Annotated in this window: 19 protein-coding genes; 8 read left to right on the top strand and 11 right to left on the bottom strand. The window is 37.1% G+C overall.

Annotated elements, in window-relative coordinates:
- Positions 1–94 precede the first annotated feature (94 nt).
- The 5 genes from leuC to ACB104_RS00220 all read left to right on the top strand — a co-directional run bounded on the left by leuC (position 95) and on the right by ACB104_RS00220 (position 6510).
- Entirely contained in the window at positions 95–1489 is a 1395-nt protein-coding gene (gene leuC, locus ACB104_RS00240; RefSeq protein ID WP_370476161.1) for a 3-isopropylmalate dehydratase large subunit, read from the top strand.
- A gap of 70 nt (positions 1490–1559) precedes the next feature.
- Positions 1560–2156, top strand: coding sequence for a 3-isopropylmalate dehydratase small subunit (gene leuD / locus ACB104_RS00235; RefSeq protein ID WP_370476160.1), 597 nt, complete (start codon positions 1560–1562; stop codon positions 2154–2156).
- Between the two features lie 5 nt (positions 2157–2161).
- Positions 2162–3685, top strand: coding sequence for a hydroxymethylglutaryl-CoA lyase-like TIM-barrel protein (locus tag ACB104_RS00230; protein WP_370476158.1), 1524 nt, complete (start codon positions 2162–2164; stop codon positions 3683–3685).
- 48 nt (positions 3686–3733) lie between these two features.
- Positions 3734–4792 carry a 3-isopropylmalate dehydrogenase gene (leuB, locus tag ACB104_RS00225; RefSeq protein WP_370476157.1) on the top strand — a complete coding sequence of 353 codons (1059 nt, stop codon included), beginning with the start codon at positions 3734–3736 and terminating at the stop codon, positions 4790–4792.
- A gap of 194 nt (positions 4793–4986) precedes the next feature.
- Positions 4987–6510 (top strand): alkaline phosphatase PhoX, encoded by a 1524-nt coding sequence (locus ACB104_RS00220; protein WP_370476155.1) that lies wholly within the window; start codon positions 4987–4989, stop codon positions 6508–6510.
- Here the strand turns inward: ACB104_RS00220 and ACB104_RS00215 are convergent, their stop codons facing one another.
- The 3 genes from ACB104_RS00215 to ACB104_RS00205 all read right to left on the bottom strand — a co-directional run bounded on the left by ACB104_RS00215 (position 6511) and on the right by ACB104_RS00205 (position 8732).
- Entirely contained in the window at positions 6511–7752 is a 1242-nt protein-coding gene (locus ACB104_RS00215) for a mechanosensitive ion channel family protein (protein WP_370476154.1), read from the bottom strand.
- A 7-nt stretch (positions 7753–7759) separates the two neighbouring features.
- On the bottom strand, positions 7760–8050 hold the full coding sequence (locus ACB104_RS00210; protein ID WP_370476152.1) for a DUF3817 domain-containing protein: 291 nt from the start codon (positions 8048–8050) through the stop codon (positions 7760–7762).
- Between the two features lie 64 nt (positions 8051–8114).
- On the bottom strand, positions 8115–8732 hold the full coding sequence (locus ACB104_RS00205) for a YqaA family protein (protein ID WP_370476150.1): 618 nt from the start codon (positions 8730–8732) through the stop codon (positions 8115–8117).
- Between the two features lie 277 nt (positions 8733–9009).
- Between ACB104_RS00205 and ACB104_RS00200 the strand changes: the two genes are divergently transcribed.
- From ACB104_RS00200 to ACB104_RS00190, 3 genes are all read left to right on the top strand, one after another.
- The gene (locus ACB104_RS00200; protein ID WP_370476148.1) at positions 9010–11136 is read left to right on the top strand and encodes an elongation factor G; all 2127 of its coding nucleotides are present in this window, start codon (positions 9010–9012) and stop codon (positions 11134–11136) included.
- A gap of 16 nt (positions 11137–11152) precedes the next feature.
- Positions 11153–11533 carry a hypothetical protein gene (locus tag ACB104_RS00195; RefSeq protein WP_370476146.1) on the top strand — a complete coding sequence of 127 codons (381 nt, stop codon included), beginning with the start codon at positions 11153–11155 and terminating at the stop codon, positions 11531–11533.
- Between the two features lie 395 nt (positions 11534–11928).
- Positions 11929–12405: a hypothetical protein gene (locus tag ACB104_RS00190; RefSeq protein ID WP_370476145.1), complete on the top strand. Its 477-nt coding sequence runs from the start codon at positions 11929–11931 to the stop codon at positions 12403–12405.
- Here ACB104_RS00190 and ACB104_RS00185 read toward each other — a convergent pair.
- The 8 genes from ACB104_RS00185 to ACB104_RS00150 all read right to left on the bottom strand — a co-directional run bounded on the left by ACB104_RS00185 (position 12402) and on the right by ACB104_RS00150 (position 20358).
- On the bottom strand, positions 12402–13148 hold the full coding sequence (locus ACB104_RS00185) for an SOS response-associated peptidase (RefSeq protein WP_370476143.1): 747 nt from the start codon (positions 13146–13148) through the stop codon (positions 12402–12404). The genes ACB104_RS00190 and ACB104_RS00185 overlap by 4 nt on opposite strands.
- Positions 13149–13180: 32 nt before the next feature.
- The gene (locus ACB104_RS00180) at positions 13181–13459 is read right to left on the bottom strand and encodes a hypothetical protein (protein WP_370476141.1); all 279 of its coding nucleotides are present in this window, start codon (positions 13457–13459) and stop codon (positions 13181–13183) included.
- 862 nt (positions 13460–14321) lie between these two features.
- Positions 14322–14543 carry a hypothetical protein gene (locus tag ACB104_RS00175; protein ID WP_370476140.1) on the bottom strand — a complete coding sequence of 74 codons (222 nt, stop codon included), beginning with the start codon at positions 14541–14543 and terminating at the stop codon, positions 14322–14324.
- The gene (locus ACB104_RS00170; protein WP_370476138.1) at positions 14540–15508 is read right to left on the bottom strand and encodes an exodeoxyribonuclease VII large subunit; all 969 of its coding nucleotides are present in this window, start codon (positions 15506–15508) and stop codon (positions 14540–14542) included. The genes ACB104_RS00175 and ACB104_RS00170 overlap by 4 nt, the downstream gene beginning before the upstream one ends.
- A 24-nt stretch (positions 15509–15532) precedes the next feature.
- Positions 15533–16924 carry an McrC family protein gene (locus tag ACB104_RS00165; RefSeq protein ID WP_370476136.1) on the bottom strand — a complete coding sequence of 464 codons (1392 nt, stop codon included), beginning with the start codon at positions 16922–16924 and terminating at the stop codon, positions 15533–15535.
- Complete coding sequence (locus ACB104_RS00160) at positions 16917–18860, bottom strand: McrB family protein (RefSeq protein WP_370476135.1); 1944 nt, start codon at positions 18858–18860, stop codon at positions 16917–16919. The genes ACB104_RS00165 and ACB104_RS00160 overlap by 8 nt, the downstream gene beginning before the upstream one ends.
- A 75-nt stretch (positions 18861–18935) precedes the next feature.
- Complete coding sequence (locus ACB104_RS00155; RefSeq protein ID WP_370476133.1) at positions 18936–19658, bottom strand: hypothetical protein; 723 nt, start codon at positions 19656–19658, stop codon at positions 18936–18938.
- A gap of 286 nt (positions 19659–19944) precedes the next feature.
- Positions 19945–20358, bottom strand: coding sequence for a hypothetical protein (locus tag ACB104_RS00150; RefSeq protein WP_370476132.1), 414 nt, complete (start codon positions 20356–20358; stop codon positions 19945–19947).
- Positions 20359–20369: the final 11 nt, after the last annotated feature.

Raw genomic sequence — 20369 nt, 5'->3', positions numbered from 1 at the left:
ACAAGGACTTTTTCCTAAATTTGCAAGCCTTTTGGCAGTTCAAGTCTTTTGCCAAAGTACATTCTTTTAAGATTTAAAATAAAATTAAACATATATGAGTAAGACATTGTTTGACAAAGTGTGGGATTCGCATGTTGTAAGAAAAATTGAAGGTGGCCCGGATGTATTTTTCATCGACCGTCATTTTATACATGAAGTAACAAGCCCTGTTGCATTTTTAGGACTAAAAAACAGAGGTTTAGAGGTATTGTATCCTGAGCGCACATTCGCAACAGCAGACCATAATACGCCAACAATTAATCAACATTTGCCTGTTGAGGATCCACTTTCTGCAAATCAGTTAAAAGCTTTAGAAGATAACTCGAAGGAATATGGTATTAGCCACTGGGGGCTTGGGCATAAAAAGAATGGTATTGTGCACGTTGTTGGTCCAGAAAATGGTATAACTTTCCCAGGTGCCACCATTGTTTGTGGAGATTCCCATACATCAACCCATGGTGCGTTTGGTGCCATTGCATTTGGTATTGGTACTTCGGAAGTTGAAATGGTACTATCTACTCAGTGTATCATGCAGCCCAAGCCAAAGAAAATGCGAATTAATGTTAACGGCCAATTGGGCAAAGGAGTTACACCGAAAGATGTGGCCCTTTATATCATTTCAAAATTAACCACTTCTGGGGCAACCGGTTATTTTGTGGAATACGCTGGCGATGTTTTTGAAAACATGACCATGGAAGGTCGTATGACAGTTTGTAACTTGTCAATTGAAATGGGTGCTCGTGGAGGTATGATTGCTCCTGACGAAACCACTTTTGCATACTTAAAAGACAAACCACTTTCTCTAAAAGGTGGAGAATGGGATAAGGCTGTTGCACATTGGAAAACCTTAAAAACAGATGCTAATGCTACATTTGACAAGGAAATAACCTTTGATGCTGCGGATATTGAGCCAATGATTACTTATGGAACAAATCCGGGCATGGGTATTGGTATTACCAACAATATTCCGGATGCAGAAGATGTTGAAGGTGGTGTGGCGACCTATAAAAAATCATTGGAGTACATGGGGTATGGTGAAAACGACCAAATGATTGGGAAAAAAGTGGATTATGTGTTCTTGGGTAGTTGTACAAATGGAAGAATTGAAGATTTTAGAGCTTTTGCTTCCATTGTAAAAGGCAGAAAAAAGGCAGACCATATTACGGCTTGGTTGGTTCCTGGATCTCATGAGGTAGAAGACAAAATCAAGGAAGAAGGTATTTTAGATATAATCACAGAAGCTGGCTTTACATTAAGACAGCCTGGCTGTTCGGCTTGTTTGGCAATGAATGATGATAAAATTCCAGCTGGGAAATATGCCGTTAGCACATCAAACAGAAACTTTGAAGGACGTCAAGGACCTGGTTCAAGAACGATGCTTGCAAGTCCATTGGTGGCAGCTGCAGCGGCGGTAACAGGTGTGGTAACAGACCCTAGAACGCTTTTATAAATCCTAAAAAGGAAAATTAATATAAAAAAAATGAATTCCAATTGAAAATTGGCAACTGAATATTAAAAACATGGCTTACGATAAATTCAACATATTAACAAGTTCCGCGGTTCCATTACCATTAGAAAATGTAGACACTGATCAAATTATACCTGCACGTTTCTTAAAAGCTACAGAGCGTAAAGGTTTTGGCGACAACTTATTTCGCGATTGGAGATACAATTCTGATAATTCACCAAAAGAAAGTTTTGTTTTAAACAACCCGATTTACAGTGGAAAAATATTAGTGGGTGGAAAAAACTTTGGCTCTGGTTCTTCTCGAGAGCATGCCGCTTGGGCGGTTTACGATTACGGTTTCCGTTGCGTGGTGTCTAGCTTTTTTGCTGACATATTTAAAAACAACTGTTTGAACGTTGGTGTGCTTCCAGTACAGGTTAGTCCTGAGTTTTCTGAGAAAATCTTTGAGGAAATCTACAAAGACCCAAATACAGAGATTGAAGTAAACCTTCCAAACCAAACTATTACCATTCTTTCAACGGGTGATCAGGAATCTTTCGAGATCAACTCTTACAAGAAACAAAACATGTTGAATGGCTTTGATGATATTGATTACCTTCAAAATATGAAAGGTGACATTGAATCTTTTGCTAATGATTTGATGCTATAACCTAAATGGCAAAAAAACGAATAGAAATAATGGACACGACATTGCGTGATGGTGAACAGACCTCAGGCGTGTCGTTTTCAGCTTCTGAAAAATTAACTATTGCCAAACTTTTACTTGAAGAATTAAAGGTTGATCGAATTGAAATAGCTTCAGCAAGAGTATCGGCTGGGGAGTTTCAAGCGGTAAAGGATGTTACCCAATGGGCTTCTGAAAATGGTTATATCGAGAAGGTTGAAGTGCTCACTTTCGTTGATAAAGGTGTTTCTATCGATTGGATGATTGAAGCAGGCGCAAAAGTTCAAAATCTGCTTACTAAGGGTTCATTAAATCATTTAACCCATCAGCTTAAAAAGACTCCTAGTCAACATTTTAAAGAAATTTCAGAAGTCATTTCTTTGGCTTTAGATAAAGGCATTGAAACCAATGTTTATCTTGAGGATTGGAGTAATGGTATGCGAAACTCAAAAGACTATGTTTATGAGTTTTTGGCGTTTTTAGCAACACAGCCTGTTAAGCGCATTATGCTTCCAGACACTTTAGGCGTCTTAACTCCGAGTGAATCTTATAACTTCATTAAGGAAATAAAGGATAAATATCCCAATATCCATTTCGATTTTCACGCGCACAACGATTACGATTTGGGGGTTGCCAATGCCATTGAAGGCTTAAAAGCTGGGGCAGATGGCTTGCATCTTACCATTAATGGTATGGGTGAACGTGCCGGAAATGCGCCAATGGCAAGCACCATAGCCGTAATCAATGATTATTTGCCAAGTGTGGAAATAGGTGTAAATGAAAAGGTTTTATATACGGTAAGCAAATTGGTTGAGAATTTTTCGGGGGTTATGATTCCTGCAAATAAACCAATTATTGGGGCTAACGTATTTACACAAACAGCTGGAATCCATGCTGATGGGGACAACAAAAAGAATCTCTATTTCAGCGATTTGATGCCAGAACGTTTCGGAAGAACCAGAAAATATGCCTTAGGAAAAGCTTCTGGCAAAGCCAATATTCAAAAGAATTTGCAGGAATTGGGGCTGCAACTCAATGATGAGGATTTAAAGAAAGTCACCCAACGCATCATCGAACTTGGTGATAAAAAACAGGTAGTTACTAAAGAGGATTTACCTTACATCATTTCAGACGTTTTGGATTATAATTACGTGGAAAAGGTCAAGATTAATTCGTATGTATTAACACACTCAAAGGGATTAAGGCCTTCTACAACGGTTTCTATCACCATTGAAAACAGTACGTTTGAAGAAAACTCACAAGGTGACGGTCAGTTTGATGCCTTCATGACGGCGATTAGAAACGTATTTAAAAAACAAAAATTGGGAGTTTTGCCAGATTTGGTTGATTATGCCGTTAGAATCCCTCCTGGAAGCCGTTCGGATGCATTGTGCGAAACCATCATCACATGGAAAACCCCCGAAAAGGAATTTAAAACACGTGGTTTGGATTCCGACCAAACCGTTTCAGCCATAAAAGCAACAGAAAAAATGTTGAACATTGTGATAAGCTAGAAGCTTGAGAAAAATATTGAGAAATAAACTAAAAAAAATAAATCAACAATGAAATTTAATATAGCCCTTTTAGCCGGAGACGGTATAGGACCAGAAGTAATAGATCAAGCAGTAAAGGTTAGTGATGCCGTTGCCAAGAAATTCGGCCACGAAATAACTTGGAAACCTGCCTTAACAGGTGCGGCAGCAATTGATGCCGTTGGGGAGCCTTATCCAGATGAAACGCATGCGGTTTGCGTTGCTGCTGATGCCGTTTTGTTTGGCGCTATTGGTCACCCAAAATTTGACAACGACCCTTCTGCACCGGTTAGACCAGAGCAAGGCTTATTAAAAATGCGTAAAAAATTAGGGTTATTCGCTAATGTGCGTCCTACGTTTACATTTCCTTCGTTGTTAGATAAATCACCTTTAAAGAAAGAACGTATTAAGGGGACCGATTTGGTGTTTTTACGCGAATTGACCGGCGGTATTTACTTTGGTGAAAAGGGTAGAAGAGATGGAGGCGAAACAGCTTATGACAATTGTGTTTACACTCGCGAGGAAGTAAAGCGTTTAGCCAAGAAAGGTTTTGAATTGGCTATGACGCGTCGTAAAAAATTATGCTGCGTTGATAAAGCCAATGTATTGGAAACGTCACGTTTATGGCGTGAAACGGTTCAAGCTATGGAAAAAGATTATCCAGAAGTTGAAGTGAGTTATGAATTTGTTGATGCCGTGGCCATGCGTTTGGTACAATGGCCGAATAGCTATGATGTTTTAATTACCGAGAACCTTTTTGGAGATATTTTAACGGATGAAGCTTCAGTAATTTCAGGATCTATGGGCTTGATGCCATCAGCTTCTATGGGTGCTAATATTGCCTTATTTGAGCCTATTCATGGTTCTTACCCACAAGCGACAGGTTTGAACATTGCAAACCCAATGGCGACAATATTATCGGCTGCTATGATGTTTGAAACTGCTTTTAACTTGCCGGAAGAAGGCAAAGCCATCAGGGATGCCGTAAATAAAGCTTTGGCCGAAGGCGTTGTAACCGAAGATTTAGCCAATGGCGGAAAAGCTTACGGAACTAAAGAAGTTGGCGATTGGTTGGCTGCCAATATTTAGCCAAAAGAATACAAATCAATATATCGAGCCCTGTGGAGTTTTAACTCCACAGGGCTTTTTATTAACAATTATTGCTAAACATCTTTCTTTTTATTAACTTACTGGTAACCTTCAACTTAAAGATTATGACAACACTTCTACGCTTCACTTTTGTCATCTTATTTCTGGGATTTCAAAGTATTTACTCTCAAAATATGGCTGATTTTAAATCAGTGACACCAACCACCCAAACAGGACAATTCATTATTCCTTCAAGCCATTCCTTTCAACGTATTATAAAAGTTGGTGACCCTTTGACCGGAGGAGGAAGCATGTTACCAAAGCCTGATTTTACAGGGTATGTGCCTATTGCTTCAAGTAGTACTAATGGGTATTTAAGTATTAACTCGGAAGACGCACCCGTAGCTTTTGGTGGGACTGGTGGAGGAGGGGTTACTGTTCTTGATATTAACTTAAACGGAGGCTCAAATTTATGGGAAACAACGGCTTCCCAAACGCTAAATTTCGCTGCGGTAGGGAACACAGCAGCAAACTGTTCTGGTACGGTTACACCTTGGGGAACCGTTGTATCTTGTGAAGAATTTGCCTATAATGCGTTTATAGGCCTCATTGATTTTAATTTTGATGGCTACAATGATGTGGGTTGGAATGTTGAAATCAACCCAGCTACCAAAACGGTAATTGGTAAACATTGGGCCATGGGGAATATGTCTCATGAAAATGTAACTATTCACAGCAATGAACGCACAGTCTACCAAGGGGCAGATTCCAACCCTGGCTATTTGTACAAGTTTGTGGCAACAAATGCACAAAATTTAAGTGCTGGTAATTTATACGTGTTCTCAGGGTCTAAGAATGGAACGGGAAGCTGGGTGCAAATTGCTAACAGTTCCATTAATGAACGAAATACCACTATCGATTTAAGTGCCTCTGCTGGAGGAACTGTTTTTGCCGGTATTGAGGATGTTGAAATCGGTCCGGATGGTATGGTATATTTTGCGGTAAAAAATGAAGGACAGGTTTATCGTTTTTCAGATTCCAACCCTTTGGAAACATCTGCTTCCACAGTATCTATGGAAACCTATGTAGGTAATATGAGTTACGATATTAATGACGGTAGTTCAACTACTTCGGTGCCTTGGGGTAACGGTAACGACAACTTGGCTTTTGATGGTCAGGGTAACCTTTGGGTATTTCAGGATGGTGGTAATAATTATATTTGGGTTGTTAAAAATGGACACACACAGGCTAGTCCTGATGTTGAAATTTTCGGCATTGTACCAAACGGTTCGGAGCCTACGGGTATTACGTTCACGCCAGATTACAAATACCTATTCATGTCTATTTTGTTTTTAACCGATCCTGTTTCAAACAATGCCAACCAAACTGATGCCGCGGGAGCAACAGTCAATTTTAATACCGGAACCAGTCTAGTGATAGCCTTATCTGAAAATTTAGGCACACCGCTTTCGGTTCAAAATAATAAACAAAGTCATGAGTTTAGGTTGTACCCCAATCCGCTAAAATCATCTCGTAAACTAACAGTATCAGGCGGCGCGCTTAATAATGTGAAAATATATTCCATCCTTGGCAAAAAACTTTTTGACGGTAATTATGCGGGAATAAAAACGGCAGAATTAAACTTAAAAGACCTTAAATCCGGTATTTACCTGATTCAAATTAACGACAAACAGACCTCTCGGCTTATTTTAGAATAATCAGGGATTTTTAAAAACAGTATTACTCGGCAATTCAAAAATTTCCAAATCGAAGTAGGGGAGCGCCGCTATTAAATGGTCGAATACGTCAGACATGATGTATTCGTAGTTCTCCCAGCGTTTATCGCTGCTAAAGGCATAGATTTCCATGGGAATACCCTGGGTTGTTGGCGCCAATTGTCGCGCCATTATCATCATGTCTTTATTGATGGCCGAGTGTTGTTTTAAATAAGAATCTATATACTTTCTAAAAGCACCCAAATTGGTAAGGTTTCTGCCATTTAAAAGTAGATCTTTGTTAATCTCGTGAGAGGTATTAAATGACTTAATGTCCGCTTGACGGGTTTCCAGATAGGACGAAATCAATTGAATATCCTTTAGTTTTTCAACATCAGCATCGGTTAAATATTTCACTCCGTTCTGTTTGATATAAAGTGCACGTTTTATTCTCCTTCCATCTGAATTGGTCATACCGCGCCAATTTTTAAAAGAATCAGAAATCAACGCATAGGTTGGTATAGTAGTAATGGTTTTATCAAAATTCTGCACTTTAACCGTCGCCAAGGTTATTTCAATAACATCACCATCGGCGCCATATTTTTCAAAAGTTATCCAATCGCCAATACGCACCATATCATTAATGGACACCTGAATGCTGGCTACAAAACCTAAAATGGTATCGCGGAACACCAAAATAATAACCGCCGAAATCGCACCCATTCCTGTTAAGAATTGTAAAAACGGGATATTGGTAATAATGGCTATCGCCGACATGATACCGCCCAGCCAAGCAAAAATCATGAAGACTTGAATATAACTGGCAATCGGTTTATCCTTAAAACGGGGGAGTGTTTTTAAATAATCCTTCAAGGAGTTCAAGATGCTTCTAACAATCCACAACGTGAGTAAAATGGCAAAAACTTGGAGGCTTTTCTCTACAAAATTTTCAAAATCAGGAAAATCAGAAAACACATTGGGCACAAATTCTAAAGCAATTAAAAACGGAATGATGTGCGCCACATTTCTTGGTGTTTTATTGGCTACCAAAATATCATCAAAATTGGTTTTGGAACGTTGCGCAAACTGTGTAAAGGCTACAATCAGAATCCGTTTTATAATAAAATCAATTATGAAAATAATTAATAACAGACCAACCAAAAGTATAGCCGTCTTAAGGTATTGCGCCATATTTTCAGAAAGGCCCAAGGAAAGCAAATAATCATATATTTTAGATGTATCCATTTTCATATTATTTTTTAGAATTCAGGAATTTTTTATCCACATAAAAAGTTCCAAACGGAATAACAGAAGCCAAAAGCACCACAATAAACGTACGCTGGTTCCAGTTAAGGTCTTTTTTAAGCATAAACGCCATGGCAACATAAGCAATAAACAAAAGCCCGTGAGGCATACCCAGTAATTTAACGTATTGCGGGTCGTTACCGTAATACTTAACGGGCGTAGCTATAAACAGTAAAAGCAGATAAGATACACCTTCCAATAGGGCTACTAGGCGAAATATATTTTTAAAAGAAAACATGCAGTCATATTTGTGTGCAAAAGTAGAACACAAAGCACAAATAGCCGTACGATTTAAGTTTTTTTTAAAAGACGTGGAAAATCACCAAACCGTAGATTAAAAATCGGAGTAATCGTAAAGACCCAAAGAGCATCACATTTTTAAACGGAAACTCAATAATACCAGCAGCAATGCAGGAAATGGAAAAGGGTAGAGGCAATAGGGCGCCCACCACAATAAGAAAACCACCCCACTTTCTGGAGTTTTTTAGTTGCTTTTCCATTTTCAGCTCCAAATAGTTGTGAACCGTAGGTGTTTTGGTAATGCTGCGGCCCATCCAATAGGCTAAAAGTCCGCCACTATAAGATAGAATGGCCAACACACTTAAATACAACCACGGTGCATACATTTTTCCAGCCCAGGCGATAAAAATTTCTGGCGGTACAAGTCCCAAAAGTGTTTCTGAAACAAAAAAGAAAGTCAACACACCGTAAGCGGGCAATACTTCCGTAAGGTGAACTAAAGCTGAATTGATATCAAAAAAGTGATTCAATATATAAATTACGGCAATGATTCCAATAATGTATGGCAGCGCCTTTTTAACCGCTTGCCAAACAAAAGTATAAAAGCCCGTATAGCTATAATACTGGTGCAGCAATTGCAGTCTGGACTTGGATGTTTTAGATTTTTCTCTAGGTTTCATAGGTTGGGTCTAATTTTTGGGAAAGGCGAAAATAACACATCCATAAGTTATTCACGAATTTTTGCGGTTTTTTAACATCTATTTAGTAAATTGAGGGAATGATTTAGAAGCATTTCTTTAAATGCTGACATAAGTCATGTTATGCCCTGTTTTTTGTGATTAAATTTAATGACTAAATAAGACGAAATATACTTCCCCAGTTAAATTCCGTCGCATACCGCAATATCTTTTTAATGTTGCAAACAACCATTGAATAAGAATCAATAAATAAGAACATATGAAAATATACGACGAAAAACACATCAAAAATGTTGTTTTTGTGGGTGCCCATGGCAGCGGGAAAACAACACTATCTGAAACCATGCTCTTTGAGGCTGGACTAATTAACAGAAGGGGAACCATCGAGGAAAAAAATACCGTTTCCGATTACCATGACATAGAACAAGAACGAGGCACTTCAGTTTTTGCGACACCCTTACATACCGAATGGCGTAATTACAAAATCAATATTATTGACACACCAGGACTGGACGACTTTATTGGCGAAATTATTTCATCCATTAGAGTGTCAGACACCGTGGTTAATGTCATCAATGGGAGACATGGCTGTGAAATTGGCACAGAGATCATTTGGAGCTATATAGACAAATACCATAAACCCATGTTGTTTGTGGTGAACCAAATAGATCATGAGGCTGCCGATTTTGAACAAAGCTTCAACAGCCTAAAAAAATTGGTGGGCAATAATGTGGTCAAGGTGCAATACCCTATAAAAATTGATGGTGCCCAAGGCATTGTGGACGTGTTAAAAATGAAACTCTACAAATTCGGTCCAGATGGAGGAAAGCCTGAAAAGTTGGCCATCCCAGATTCTGAAAAAGAAAAAGCGGACCAACTTCACAATGAGCTTGTAGAGAAAGCAGCCGAAAATGACGAAGAACTCTTAGAGCTATTTTTTGATAAAGGCACATTGAACGAAGATGAGATGCGACAAGGCATAAAGGCAGGAATGTTAAATCACGATTTATTTCCTGTCTTTTGTGTTTCCGCCCTTAACGATATGGGAACTGGACGCTTGATGGGCTTTATAGATAATGTGGCGCCATCAACGGTAGATTTAAAACCCGAGCAAAGCATTGAGGGCACACCTGTGGAACACAAAAAAAGTGCACCAACGTCTTTGTTTGTGTTTAAAACTTTCCATCAGCCCAACGTAGGGCAGGTCACTTTCTTTAAGGTAAATTCCGGAACGGTAAACATTAACGATAGATTTGTCAATTCCAATAACGGGGAAACTGAAACCATCAACCAATTGTTCATTATGGACGGTAAGGACCGAAACAGCGTCAGTCAGTTGACCGTTGGTGATATTGGTGCCACACTAAAATTAAAGTACACGGAAACGGGTGATACCTTGGCTGAAAAAGGTTTTGGAGTAACGATGAAACCCATCAGATATCCAGAATCAAGGATTACTAAAGTGGTGTTGGCCACCAATAAAAATGAGGAAGAAAAGCTCAGTGAGGCCTTAAAGAAAATACATAGCCAAGACCCAACGGTGGTGATTAATTTTTCAAAGGAAACCAAACAATTGTTGTTGGGTTGCCAAGGGGAGTTGCATTTGGCCACCGTAAAATGGATGCTCAAAAACATTTACGGCCTTGATGCCGAGTTTAAAAAACCAAAAATTGCCTATCGCGAAACGGTTCAGCGTTCATCCACAGCAAATTACAGACACAAAAAACAATCTGGTGGCTCTGGGCAATTTGCACAGGTACATTTAAAAATAGAACCTTGGTACGAGGGTATTGAAGAACCCGAAGGCTTTAATATAAGGGGGAAAGAAGTGGTGGCCTTACCATGGGGCGGTACTTTGGTGTTTTACAACTGTATTGTTGGTGGCGCCATAGATTTACGCTTTTTACCATCGGTGATGAAAGGTGTTTTGGAAGTTATGGAATCTGGGCCATTGACCAATTCCTATATCCGCGATGTACGCGTAATGGTTTATGACGGCAAAATGCACACTGTAGATTCCAACGATATATCCTTTAAAATAGCTGGCGCACACGCCTTTAAGGAAGCGTTCTTAAACTCAAATCCTAAGTTGTTGGAGCCAACCAATAAGCTTACGGTTAAGGTGCCTGAGGATATGGTGGGCAATGTGATGACCGATTTACAAAGCAGACGCGCCATCATACAAGGTATATCCAGCGAGGGGCAGTACCAAATATTGAATTGTATGTGCCCAGCGGCCGAATTATATGGCTATTCCACTGCATTGCGGTCGTTAACACAGGGCAGGGCCACGTTTAGTTCGGTATTTTCGTCTTACGAGCCCGTACCGTCTAACATACAGGCCGATTTGGTAAAACAATCAGATTTAGAAGAAATGGAAGTATAATATAAATTTTAGTAACATGTACAAAACAGTATCATATTTAAGCGACCTAAAGTTCAATTTGGAAACTTGGAAAAGAGAATTGCGTTTTCATTTTAATGAAATGGACACTTTTGAGGAAAAACTGGAGGAAATTGCAGCGCGTGAGTTCGATATGGAAGCACGTTTAAAAATTGAGCAGTTTCAAAACCGTATTGAAATTGAGCGCAACGAAATTTCTAAATTGATGCACCGCTGCAAAAACAAAATGAAAAATTTGCATGCCGTAGATTTAAACGAATCTGTTGATGGTAGCTTATTACGTAAACAAAAACCGTTAAAGGACGATATGCGCCAATATATTAAGTTACATTACGACCTTAAGGAAGAAATGATGGATTTCTTTTCACATTGGCTGTAAATAAAAATTATGCCAACCAATGTCAATTAAGCGCAGTTTAGCAAAACTAAATTAAACATACCCAAGATCTTTAGCTGCGCTTAATTTGATTTTTTTCTTTTTAAAATTACAGATATTAATCATTTTTTAATTTAAATACCTTTATATGGGAAGAGGGGTGATTGCTTAGATTTAAAATGCTATTTTACATAATATATATTATAAAACAAAAAATAAACTATAGTTGCCCATAGTTTTACATTTAAAGGTTTTTGCCCTGCACAATCCCTACCAATAATTTAAAGAACATCTTTTGTTAATTATCGGTAAATATATGAAATATCTTTTTAACGAACATTTTAGGTGAGCCTTAAATCGTGACCAACTTTTTAATACCTTTAGTAAAATGTTTAACCATGGATGTTAAAGCCAAACTGTTTCAATTTGAATATGCCAAGATTGGGATAAACCATTCCATTAACAGATTGCCCTTTGATGATTTTGATAAATTCCAGTACTATGCTGAAGTTATCCATGGCATTCTTTACGGCAGGCCTCTTTTACAGTTGGCCGTGTTCAACCTTTTGACCGATAACAGTATTTCCCATGATGCGGCCAGGTATATCGAAATACACGAAAATGAGTTCGGTTTTCTTTGCGAACATGGTTATGTTGGTAAAGAATTGACGGTCGGTTTTGATTATTTCGAATGCTATGAGCTGTACATGTCAAAAAGGGTTTTTAAACATTTTTATCAGATAATGAGGGGAAAAACCTCAGAAAGCTTCATAATGAAATTCAATAAGGTCTATGATGTGCCATTTGACCTGAAACAACTTGATTTTTGGGAAAATGTCCTTAAAGTGAAAGTACCGTTGTTATCCAATCCCTAGAACAACGTGTCTTTCTGAACAGGCTCAACAATATATGGTCTGTTGGTATCAATGCCCTTTTTATATAAGTCCCTGCTGACGGGATGCGCCTTAAATTCCATTTCGGTGAACCCTGTGGCTATAATTTCACCTACCGATTGTCTGCTGAGCCCACTGTCGAGCCAATCCTCATAATAATTGCTGTCCAAGACCAACGGCATCCGTTTTTTTTTGTTGTGGATTTCAGAGAAAAAAGGATTCGCCTCAACCGTCAATATGGTCGTTGTGTAAAGCTTCGTGTAAAAATCCGTATCAAGGCCGTTGTACAGGCCTGCGAACAGGAACAGGCCACCTTCCTTATATTCATCCGTGGGCTGATAACAAAAATAAGGTTGCGCAACGCCGTTCTCATGGTGCGGTTCATAGAAACCATCGGCAAGGATTAAGCATCTTTTGTCATCGGCACTGCCCCTAAATGACATGGTCTCAAAAATATTCTCTCCCCGAGCGTTCAATGTATTGGCCTTTTTCCAGAAATCATCAGGCCTGTCCAGAGCGTAATCAGGAACAAGTCCCCATGTTGCGGGATATATGGATTCAGGCTCATCCATTTTAATGATGTAAAGGTTGCCACGGCTAAAACCGTTCAAATGGTAGTAAGGAGTATATTCCAGGCCAACGCCAAAATTCACGACCATGCCCTTTCTCCTCATTTCACGTCGGATTTCCTCTTCTTCCTTTCTTAAAGCAGTTGAATAGCACATATTTCTATATTGTACCTAAAAGTAATAAAAAATCAGAACGCTCCAGATTTTTTTAGCATATCCGCCATTACGTCGGCCGCGTGTTTATAGGAGGTCAATTTATATAGTTTGTCCTGTAAGCGTTCCTTCCTGAGCAATTCAGTCCTTGAAAGCTCCCTGTGTTCAATTATTTTCGCCAATTCATCAATTCTGGCCTCCAGCACTATTATGTTGAAAAGCCTTCTTGTCTCACCGACATTGAGATGCGGTATGCCTTGGGCGGCCAACAGATTGGCATAGTATTTTGAAAGGTGCATTGCGTTGATGTACATACCACAAAAATACTACATATTGAAGCAGAATATTGCTTGCAATTGTAGCAATTTGCTTTTCTGTATTTTTCCAAAACCATAGAAAAAAGGCGTAGGTATTGACTGATAAATCATAGTCCTTAAACTACAAATCAAAGGGTAATCGCCCTCATAAATTTGTTATTTATTAACTTATTGTATACCAACGGTTTATAAAATTTAGTCAATAAATTCTTATAATTTGTAACATATTGATTATCAGTAATATAAACCCTAGGAACATTGAAAAAAGCTAAATAACTGATTATCTGAGCCTTAAGTCCAAAAATGTTGCAAAACTGCAACGTAGCTCGATGTGTTACTTAGGGAATCTCGCTGTTTTAATTGCGACTGTTTTATTCTTGGAAATTGCCCAGTTATTCTCTAACCTCAATTTATTAAAATCTAATTTGGGGCTATTTTAAGTTTATTTTGGGATGTTTTGACTATATGAAGTGGTATTGAGCATATAAATATTTTAATCGCCATAAAGCGAACGAAAATGCTTTATGTGGTTTTTTGAAGTTTTGGTATTTTTGGCCAAGATTTTTACCATTCGCAATGACTTTTGTTTAATCTTTTCTTTCAAAAGTTAAAAAAAACAAACAAATTTTTCAGCATAAACTCAGATGCTTAAGAGGTTCTAATTCCCTTCGGTAAAAGAACCTCTAAAGCCCTATAGTTATATGAAAAACATGCTTGTTTTTTTTACGTCGATTTACAGAAAAGGCTCAAACTCAGAACTCATTGGGGAATAAAGAATACTTGTCCATCCTTGGAAGAAAAAAGAAAAGGTCTAAATCTAGAATCTTTTAAGGAATCAAGAATAATTGCCTTCAAACTCCTATCTGGCATATTTATCCAACAAATGGCCACTTTTGAAACTTTTTATATCCGTTATTGAATTTGTGCCACCGTCATAGGTTACCTCTACAAAGAACATACCCAAGGCATAAAGATTACATCTCTCATCGGCTGTAACATAGTTGTTGATAAAAGTCCCCATCTGGTTGACGGCTTCCATCCTTTCATTTAAATCCAAGGCATTGAACTCATAAAGCGTCATTGGACATACATTATAATGGTGATTACCACAATCAACAAAAGCGTAAACAAAACGACCAACAACCTGTTAATTTGCTTTTTCTGTAACCTGACCTGTTGGGACAGGCCAAACCGTTCCTCTTCGGCGATTTTAACCGATTCGACCCTTTTCTTCTGGATATCGACAACTTGTTGAAGGAACACACCAACAGAGGTCGGCGTTGGAAAGCCCCTGTCAGCTATTCTTTGCAACAAAGTCTTGTCCTCATAATGGCCTATTCCAGTTATTAAAGGCACTGGTAGTTCAAGTGAGGCCTTGCATAAATCTATGTCATCAAAAATCTCGAGGCCACTACCCCCGCCCCTCATGATTACAAGCAAATCCGTCCCGTTAAAATTATGGCTGGTGAAAAAGTCCATGATTTCTTTTTTTGAAGAGAAATTGCAGGTGTGTGTCCTGATTTCATAATATTCGGGATTCTTTATTGGGTTCAGACAATCTTCATTGGAAGTGGACTGGATTCCCGTTAGAAAATCAATCCTTGGCTTTACCTGGTTTTCAATCTTTTCCAATAATATATCCCGAACAATCGGAAAGTCCCGATTGAACCTTTCCCTGATGATATTGTACTCACTTTGTGAAATCAACTGTACCTTATCGTCCAGTTTTGGAATTTGGGATACACGGAACAGGACCTTTATCCTTGCTTCATTGTCCAAGTTCTGGCATTTTACTATAAAGCCCTGAAAAGTATAATATGAGCCTGCCTCCAATTTATTCTTATGGTCAGGTGAAATTTGGATGGTCATTTTCTGCATTTTGTCCCTGTCCAAAATTTCATCATAATAATAGTTTCCGTACAATCTTCCGTTGTTTGGAGAGTAGAACCCCTCCACTACCGTCAATTTTCCATCCAATGTTGATTGAAGGCTATTTGCATATAATGACAATAATGTTCCTACGGTAACAGTCTGCTTGTTTTCCATTTTTATTAGGGCATTATGATTGTTCTATTTGTTTTCTTCAAGGTTTACATTATCTAACGCAGGCAACAATATACTTTCTAATTTGATAATTAATTCCTGTTTCGTTGACTCAAACATTTCCTGTAAATCAATTTCTCTCTCTAATTTGGTCCCGATTAATTCTCGATTTATTATTGGCAACTGAAATGCCTTAATCAATATTTCCTTCCCATCCGCAAGAGCATCTTTTATGGTCAGATTTGTTTCTTCTTCCTGAATTTGCATTATCGTATTCGGATAGAACAAAATGATTTCGTCTACTTCAAACCTTACCGCGTAGGCCAACATTTGATATAAGTCATTCTGGGAAATCCCTTTTTTAGGGTCTTTCTCGTCCGAATAAACAATCTTATATTTCGTATCGGCAATAAGAGATTTAAAATCTGTTTTTAGCCATAAATCTGGTTTGAGATTGAACGCCTTCCCTTCATCTAAATAAATATCACTTCGTTGTGCTTTTGCAGTTACATGGTCCAGTTCTTTACCGATGAAACCAAAAATAAAGTCCTCAAAGATGTATTCCATTGGCAGAAGAAAGGCAAAAAGCTTCAATTCATTTTTATAGTCAAAGGAAATACAGTTACTTAGAAATAACTGACAGTAATCCCTGACTGTTTCGAATTCACCGAACATGGGATTGAATAAAATTCTTGAACATTGTTCCGCGGTTACCCTCTCGTCTGAGACTTCATCCAAAATGAAAAGTATTTCCCTTAGATTCTTTTTGTTGTCTTGACTTCTTGTGACATTGAACAAAAGAGTGGTAACGTATTTAATGATACGATTGAATTCATTGTCAAAAACAAAGGCATCATAAGAACAATTTAATTTATGCCATTTGCCTTTACTTAAGTAACCATTGATGTACTCATTCGTGTTCAATCTTCCTTTTATAAACGAAAGTTCACTATTTATACCCTCGTATTGTTGATATATTGACGAATTTAAAAGTTCCCGGGTGTACTTTGAGAATAGGTAGATTAAAACCTCAAAAAAGTCACTTTTGGCTTCACCCAATGAAGCTTTATAGTTGGGAAACTTAATTTTACGGCAATAGCTCAGCCACCAAAGAATGTGGTTTTGAATTTGGTTTAATTCGTTGGTTGAATATTCCTTTAGTGGATCAAAAAATATTTTTGGTAATAAGTTTATCTTATGTCCCTGATAATGAATTACACCAACATATTTGTTTGATTTTAGTTTTTTGGACTCATGTATGAATTGGAGGAATCTTTGGGATTCTATTTTATCGCCATCATTTTCCGAATAGAAGGAATTTTTTTCACGATTGTTCCAAATTTCATCAAGGAATGCCTCCAAGCCGTCAAACGAAGCCTGTATGTCTACTTTGTTTTGATATTCAAATAGGTTAATCAACTGCACCTTTAATTCTTATTGGCCAGGAATTCTCTTCAATTTTTAAACCAGCCGATTCTAGAATGTCCATAACTTCTTTTTTATCATTCATATAATATTCAAGAAGTAGTGGTATTACTTTTTTATTCATTCTCTGGACTAAATCCTTGTTTTCCCCCATGAAATAAGCATGGCCAATTTGAAAATCATGTCCCTTAGAACCTTTAATCTTTTCATTTATTTTCCTAAGGATTTCAACATCATATATTTCATGACCGTTAATTTCATACATGGGATACATGGACTCAAACTCAAATCTTCTTCGAAGTGCAATATCCAAAAGAGCTATCGACTTATCAGCAGTGTTCATAGTGCCAACAATGTACAAGTTGCTCGGAACGATAAAGGGGTCACCAGATGGCAAACGTGCTTCTATTGGGATACTCCCATTATAACGCTTATCAGGTTCAATAAGGGTTATTAGTTCACCAAAAACTCTTGAAATATTGGCACGGTTAATCTCATCTATAACGATTACAAAATTTTTGGGATTAATTTTTTCCGGTGCATCTACTTTATCAGGTAAATATTTGATTATTTCAGAATAAACCAAATAATAATAAGATGCATGGTGTTTGGCAAGCCCCGAAATATTAATCAAACCTTTTATGTCTTTTCTACTTTTGACGTCATTTCTAAAAAACTCTTTTAGGTCCGTGAATTTCATTCGCAAACCGTTTAAGTGGTTTGTCCAATTATGACCTGTGTATCTAAATGCGTCTTCTTCAACTTCAAATATGTAGGCAGTATCATTGATTTTAAAGTTGTCCTCACTCTCCAATACTTTATCTGTGAATACGTCTAGAGCTTTGTCAAACTTAGCTTCATTCGAAAGTTCGTCAGGGGCCTTCTGTGCTAATTTTAGATTTTCTAATGCCTTATCAGCAATCTTTTTGAAGACTCCATCTTTTTTATCGAACACTAATGAAGATTTGTTATCTGTTTCGGGCCTCAGTCCCTGAATGAAATCTTCATAACTGTAATTTTGGTGAAATGTGATAAATTCAATTTGCCCATGAAGATTGCTTTTGAAGATATCAAGGGCTTCGTCATAAGATTCAATTTTCCGATTTTCAACGATTTGGGCCGCCCTTAGAATTGTGTTATAGGTTTTTCCAGTTCCGGGAGGACCGTATAAAATTGTGTTAAGAGGGAAGTCCATATTTTCATTGTTTTCAATTTTGTTATCCTGTCCCATTATACCTTGTGTCGAGGAACCTGGGTTTGTTTCAAATTTATCTTTGATATAAGAAATAAGATTTCGTTCACCTAAAAATGATTTGTAAATGCCATTCCCGTTATCAGGAAATCCAATAACCTTATTTAGTTCTTCATGGCGTTGAATAAAGTCTGGGTTAGTTTGCCTCAAAAAAGTCTTGGAAGCGCTCCAAATATTAAAATCATTGTAATCCCCTGATTTTATCTTATGCTTATCCAAAATAAATCGAATGATGTCTAAATAATTATTGGAATCAATTGTTCTTAATTTATCTTCAAAAAAAATATTATCTATGGCCTGGAGATTTTCTAGAAAGTTTTCATTTCTGACCAAGCCTTTAATTGAATTGGCAGCATATACTTTGCCGGTTTGTAATGCAGATATATATTCAGTGATGACCTTATAGTCCTGTGAATTATCTTTCTTTTCAATGATAAATCCATTTTCCTTAAGCAATTGAAATGCAGCTGTATTTTTCCCCCCATAAAACTCATTGGAATCTAATTCTGTACCATTGGCATATCTATTGGCTATGGAAATAACTAGTTTTGGAGGGTAAGCCTTGCCGTTATGGACTATGTCGTAAGTTGAAGAATGCCTTCCTTTTCTAATACCTTTTAAATCAATTTCATTAATGGCCTTTTCTAAATGTTCTTTGGTTATATTATTTGGAATCATTCAACTTGTTTTTTCTGTTTAGGATGGGTTGAAATTGTGAAGACAAGACTAAAAACAGGCTAATCATGAGTTTGTTTATTCATCAAAAAAATATTCATGGATCTTAATTAAGTCCCCCCTTCCCATTTGAATTAAATTCATTGTTTCATTCAGATATATGCCCAGTGAGCGCTCATTATAAATAAATTTCATTTCAGGCGAGTACTCCGTAACCAGATACATGTCCCCTTCAATCCTATAGAAATCTAAATCTTCGCCCTTTTTAGCTTTGACACCTCTATTCACTACCTTTCCATTCTTTAATGCTTCCCTAATCCTTACTTCATTTTTTTCTCCGGATGCCACTTTTGCATAGACAGTCATCATATTCATCCATTCTTGACCATCAATAAGAAACCATCGGACTTTATCAAAATTAATTCCGTATTCATTTATCCATCCGTAACTTGTAAATCCAAACAGTACTAATTTTTCACCCAACACAGGTTCTGAATTTTCAATCTTAAACTCCCTTATCTTGAACGTAATTACGGATGTAGATGACATGTCCTTTAGTTTCTTACCATCAAAATCCAATGTCTTTAAAGAAAATTTATTGTACTCAGGATAATTAGTTAGAAACCATTCCGTTGCATTGAGTTCGGCTTGCTCTTTCATTTGTTCAACAGCCGCTATTCCGGCACCGATAGCCAACAGACCTCCTGCCACTGCAGCAACTGCGGCACCATCATCCTGTGCTTTTGAATTTTGAGGGATTAAATAAATGAAAGCGATAATAATGATTAATATTTTTTTCATTAAAGGGTTTTTATTAGTATTTTATTAAAAAACGATTCGAAGTTTACAGCAGATTAACAATGTAATTTAATCCTAATGCCAAATGAAAAAACAAAAGGTCATATTTGTAAAAAAATATCAGTAAATATAGGTGTTTTCTTATGAAAAATGTTTATTTATTAGATATTTTCCAATACTTTTTTTTACAAAATGATTTCCCTTTTAATGAATTGAATGATATCTTATTTTTGGATAGAAAAAGTGAATAATGATAAACTCTAGTAAAAAAATTATATATCATTAAAACTTAGAGGGTTTTGGAAAGGTTTTCAGGGTAAAAAATCCAATTCAGTTTAAGTTTTTCGTACCCATTAGATTTTTCGATTTTTTCAATAATTGATTTTCTATGTGCTACACCACATATAAATACGGCTGAATTAAAATTATGATTCATACAGTATGAATATATTTTCTCAATCATTGAATTTTCATATTCATCAATCCCTAAAATAACAGCTTGCTCTAATTCATTATCAATAATCTGAACTTCTAACTGACGCATATTATCTTGAAGATTTACACTGGCCCTACTATTTAGAAAATTAAAGACCTGTGAAAAAACCATATTGTTAAAATCATCAATTAATTCCTGAAATTCTTTATTTTGACAAACTATCTTATACTTTCTATCAAAAGCCTCTGATAACCCATCATGAAACAAGGGCTCACCCG

Source organism: Tamlana flava (genome assembly GCF_041287255.1).
GTDB lineage: Bacteria > Bacteroidota > Bacteroidia > Flavobacteriales > Flavobacteriaceae > Tamlana > Tamlana flava.
The sequence above is the reverse complement of the archived record's forward strand: the minus strand, read 5'-3'. Positions and strand labels throughout refer to the sequence as shown.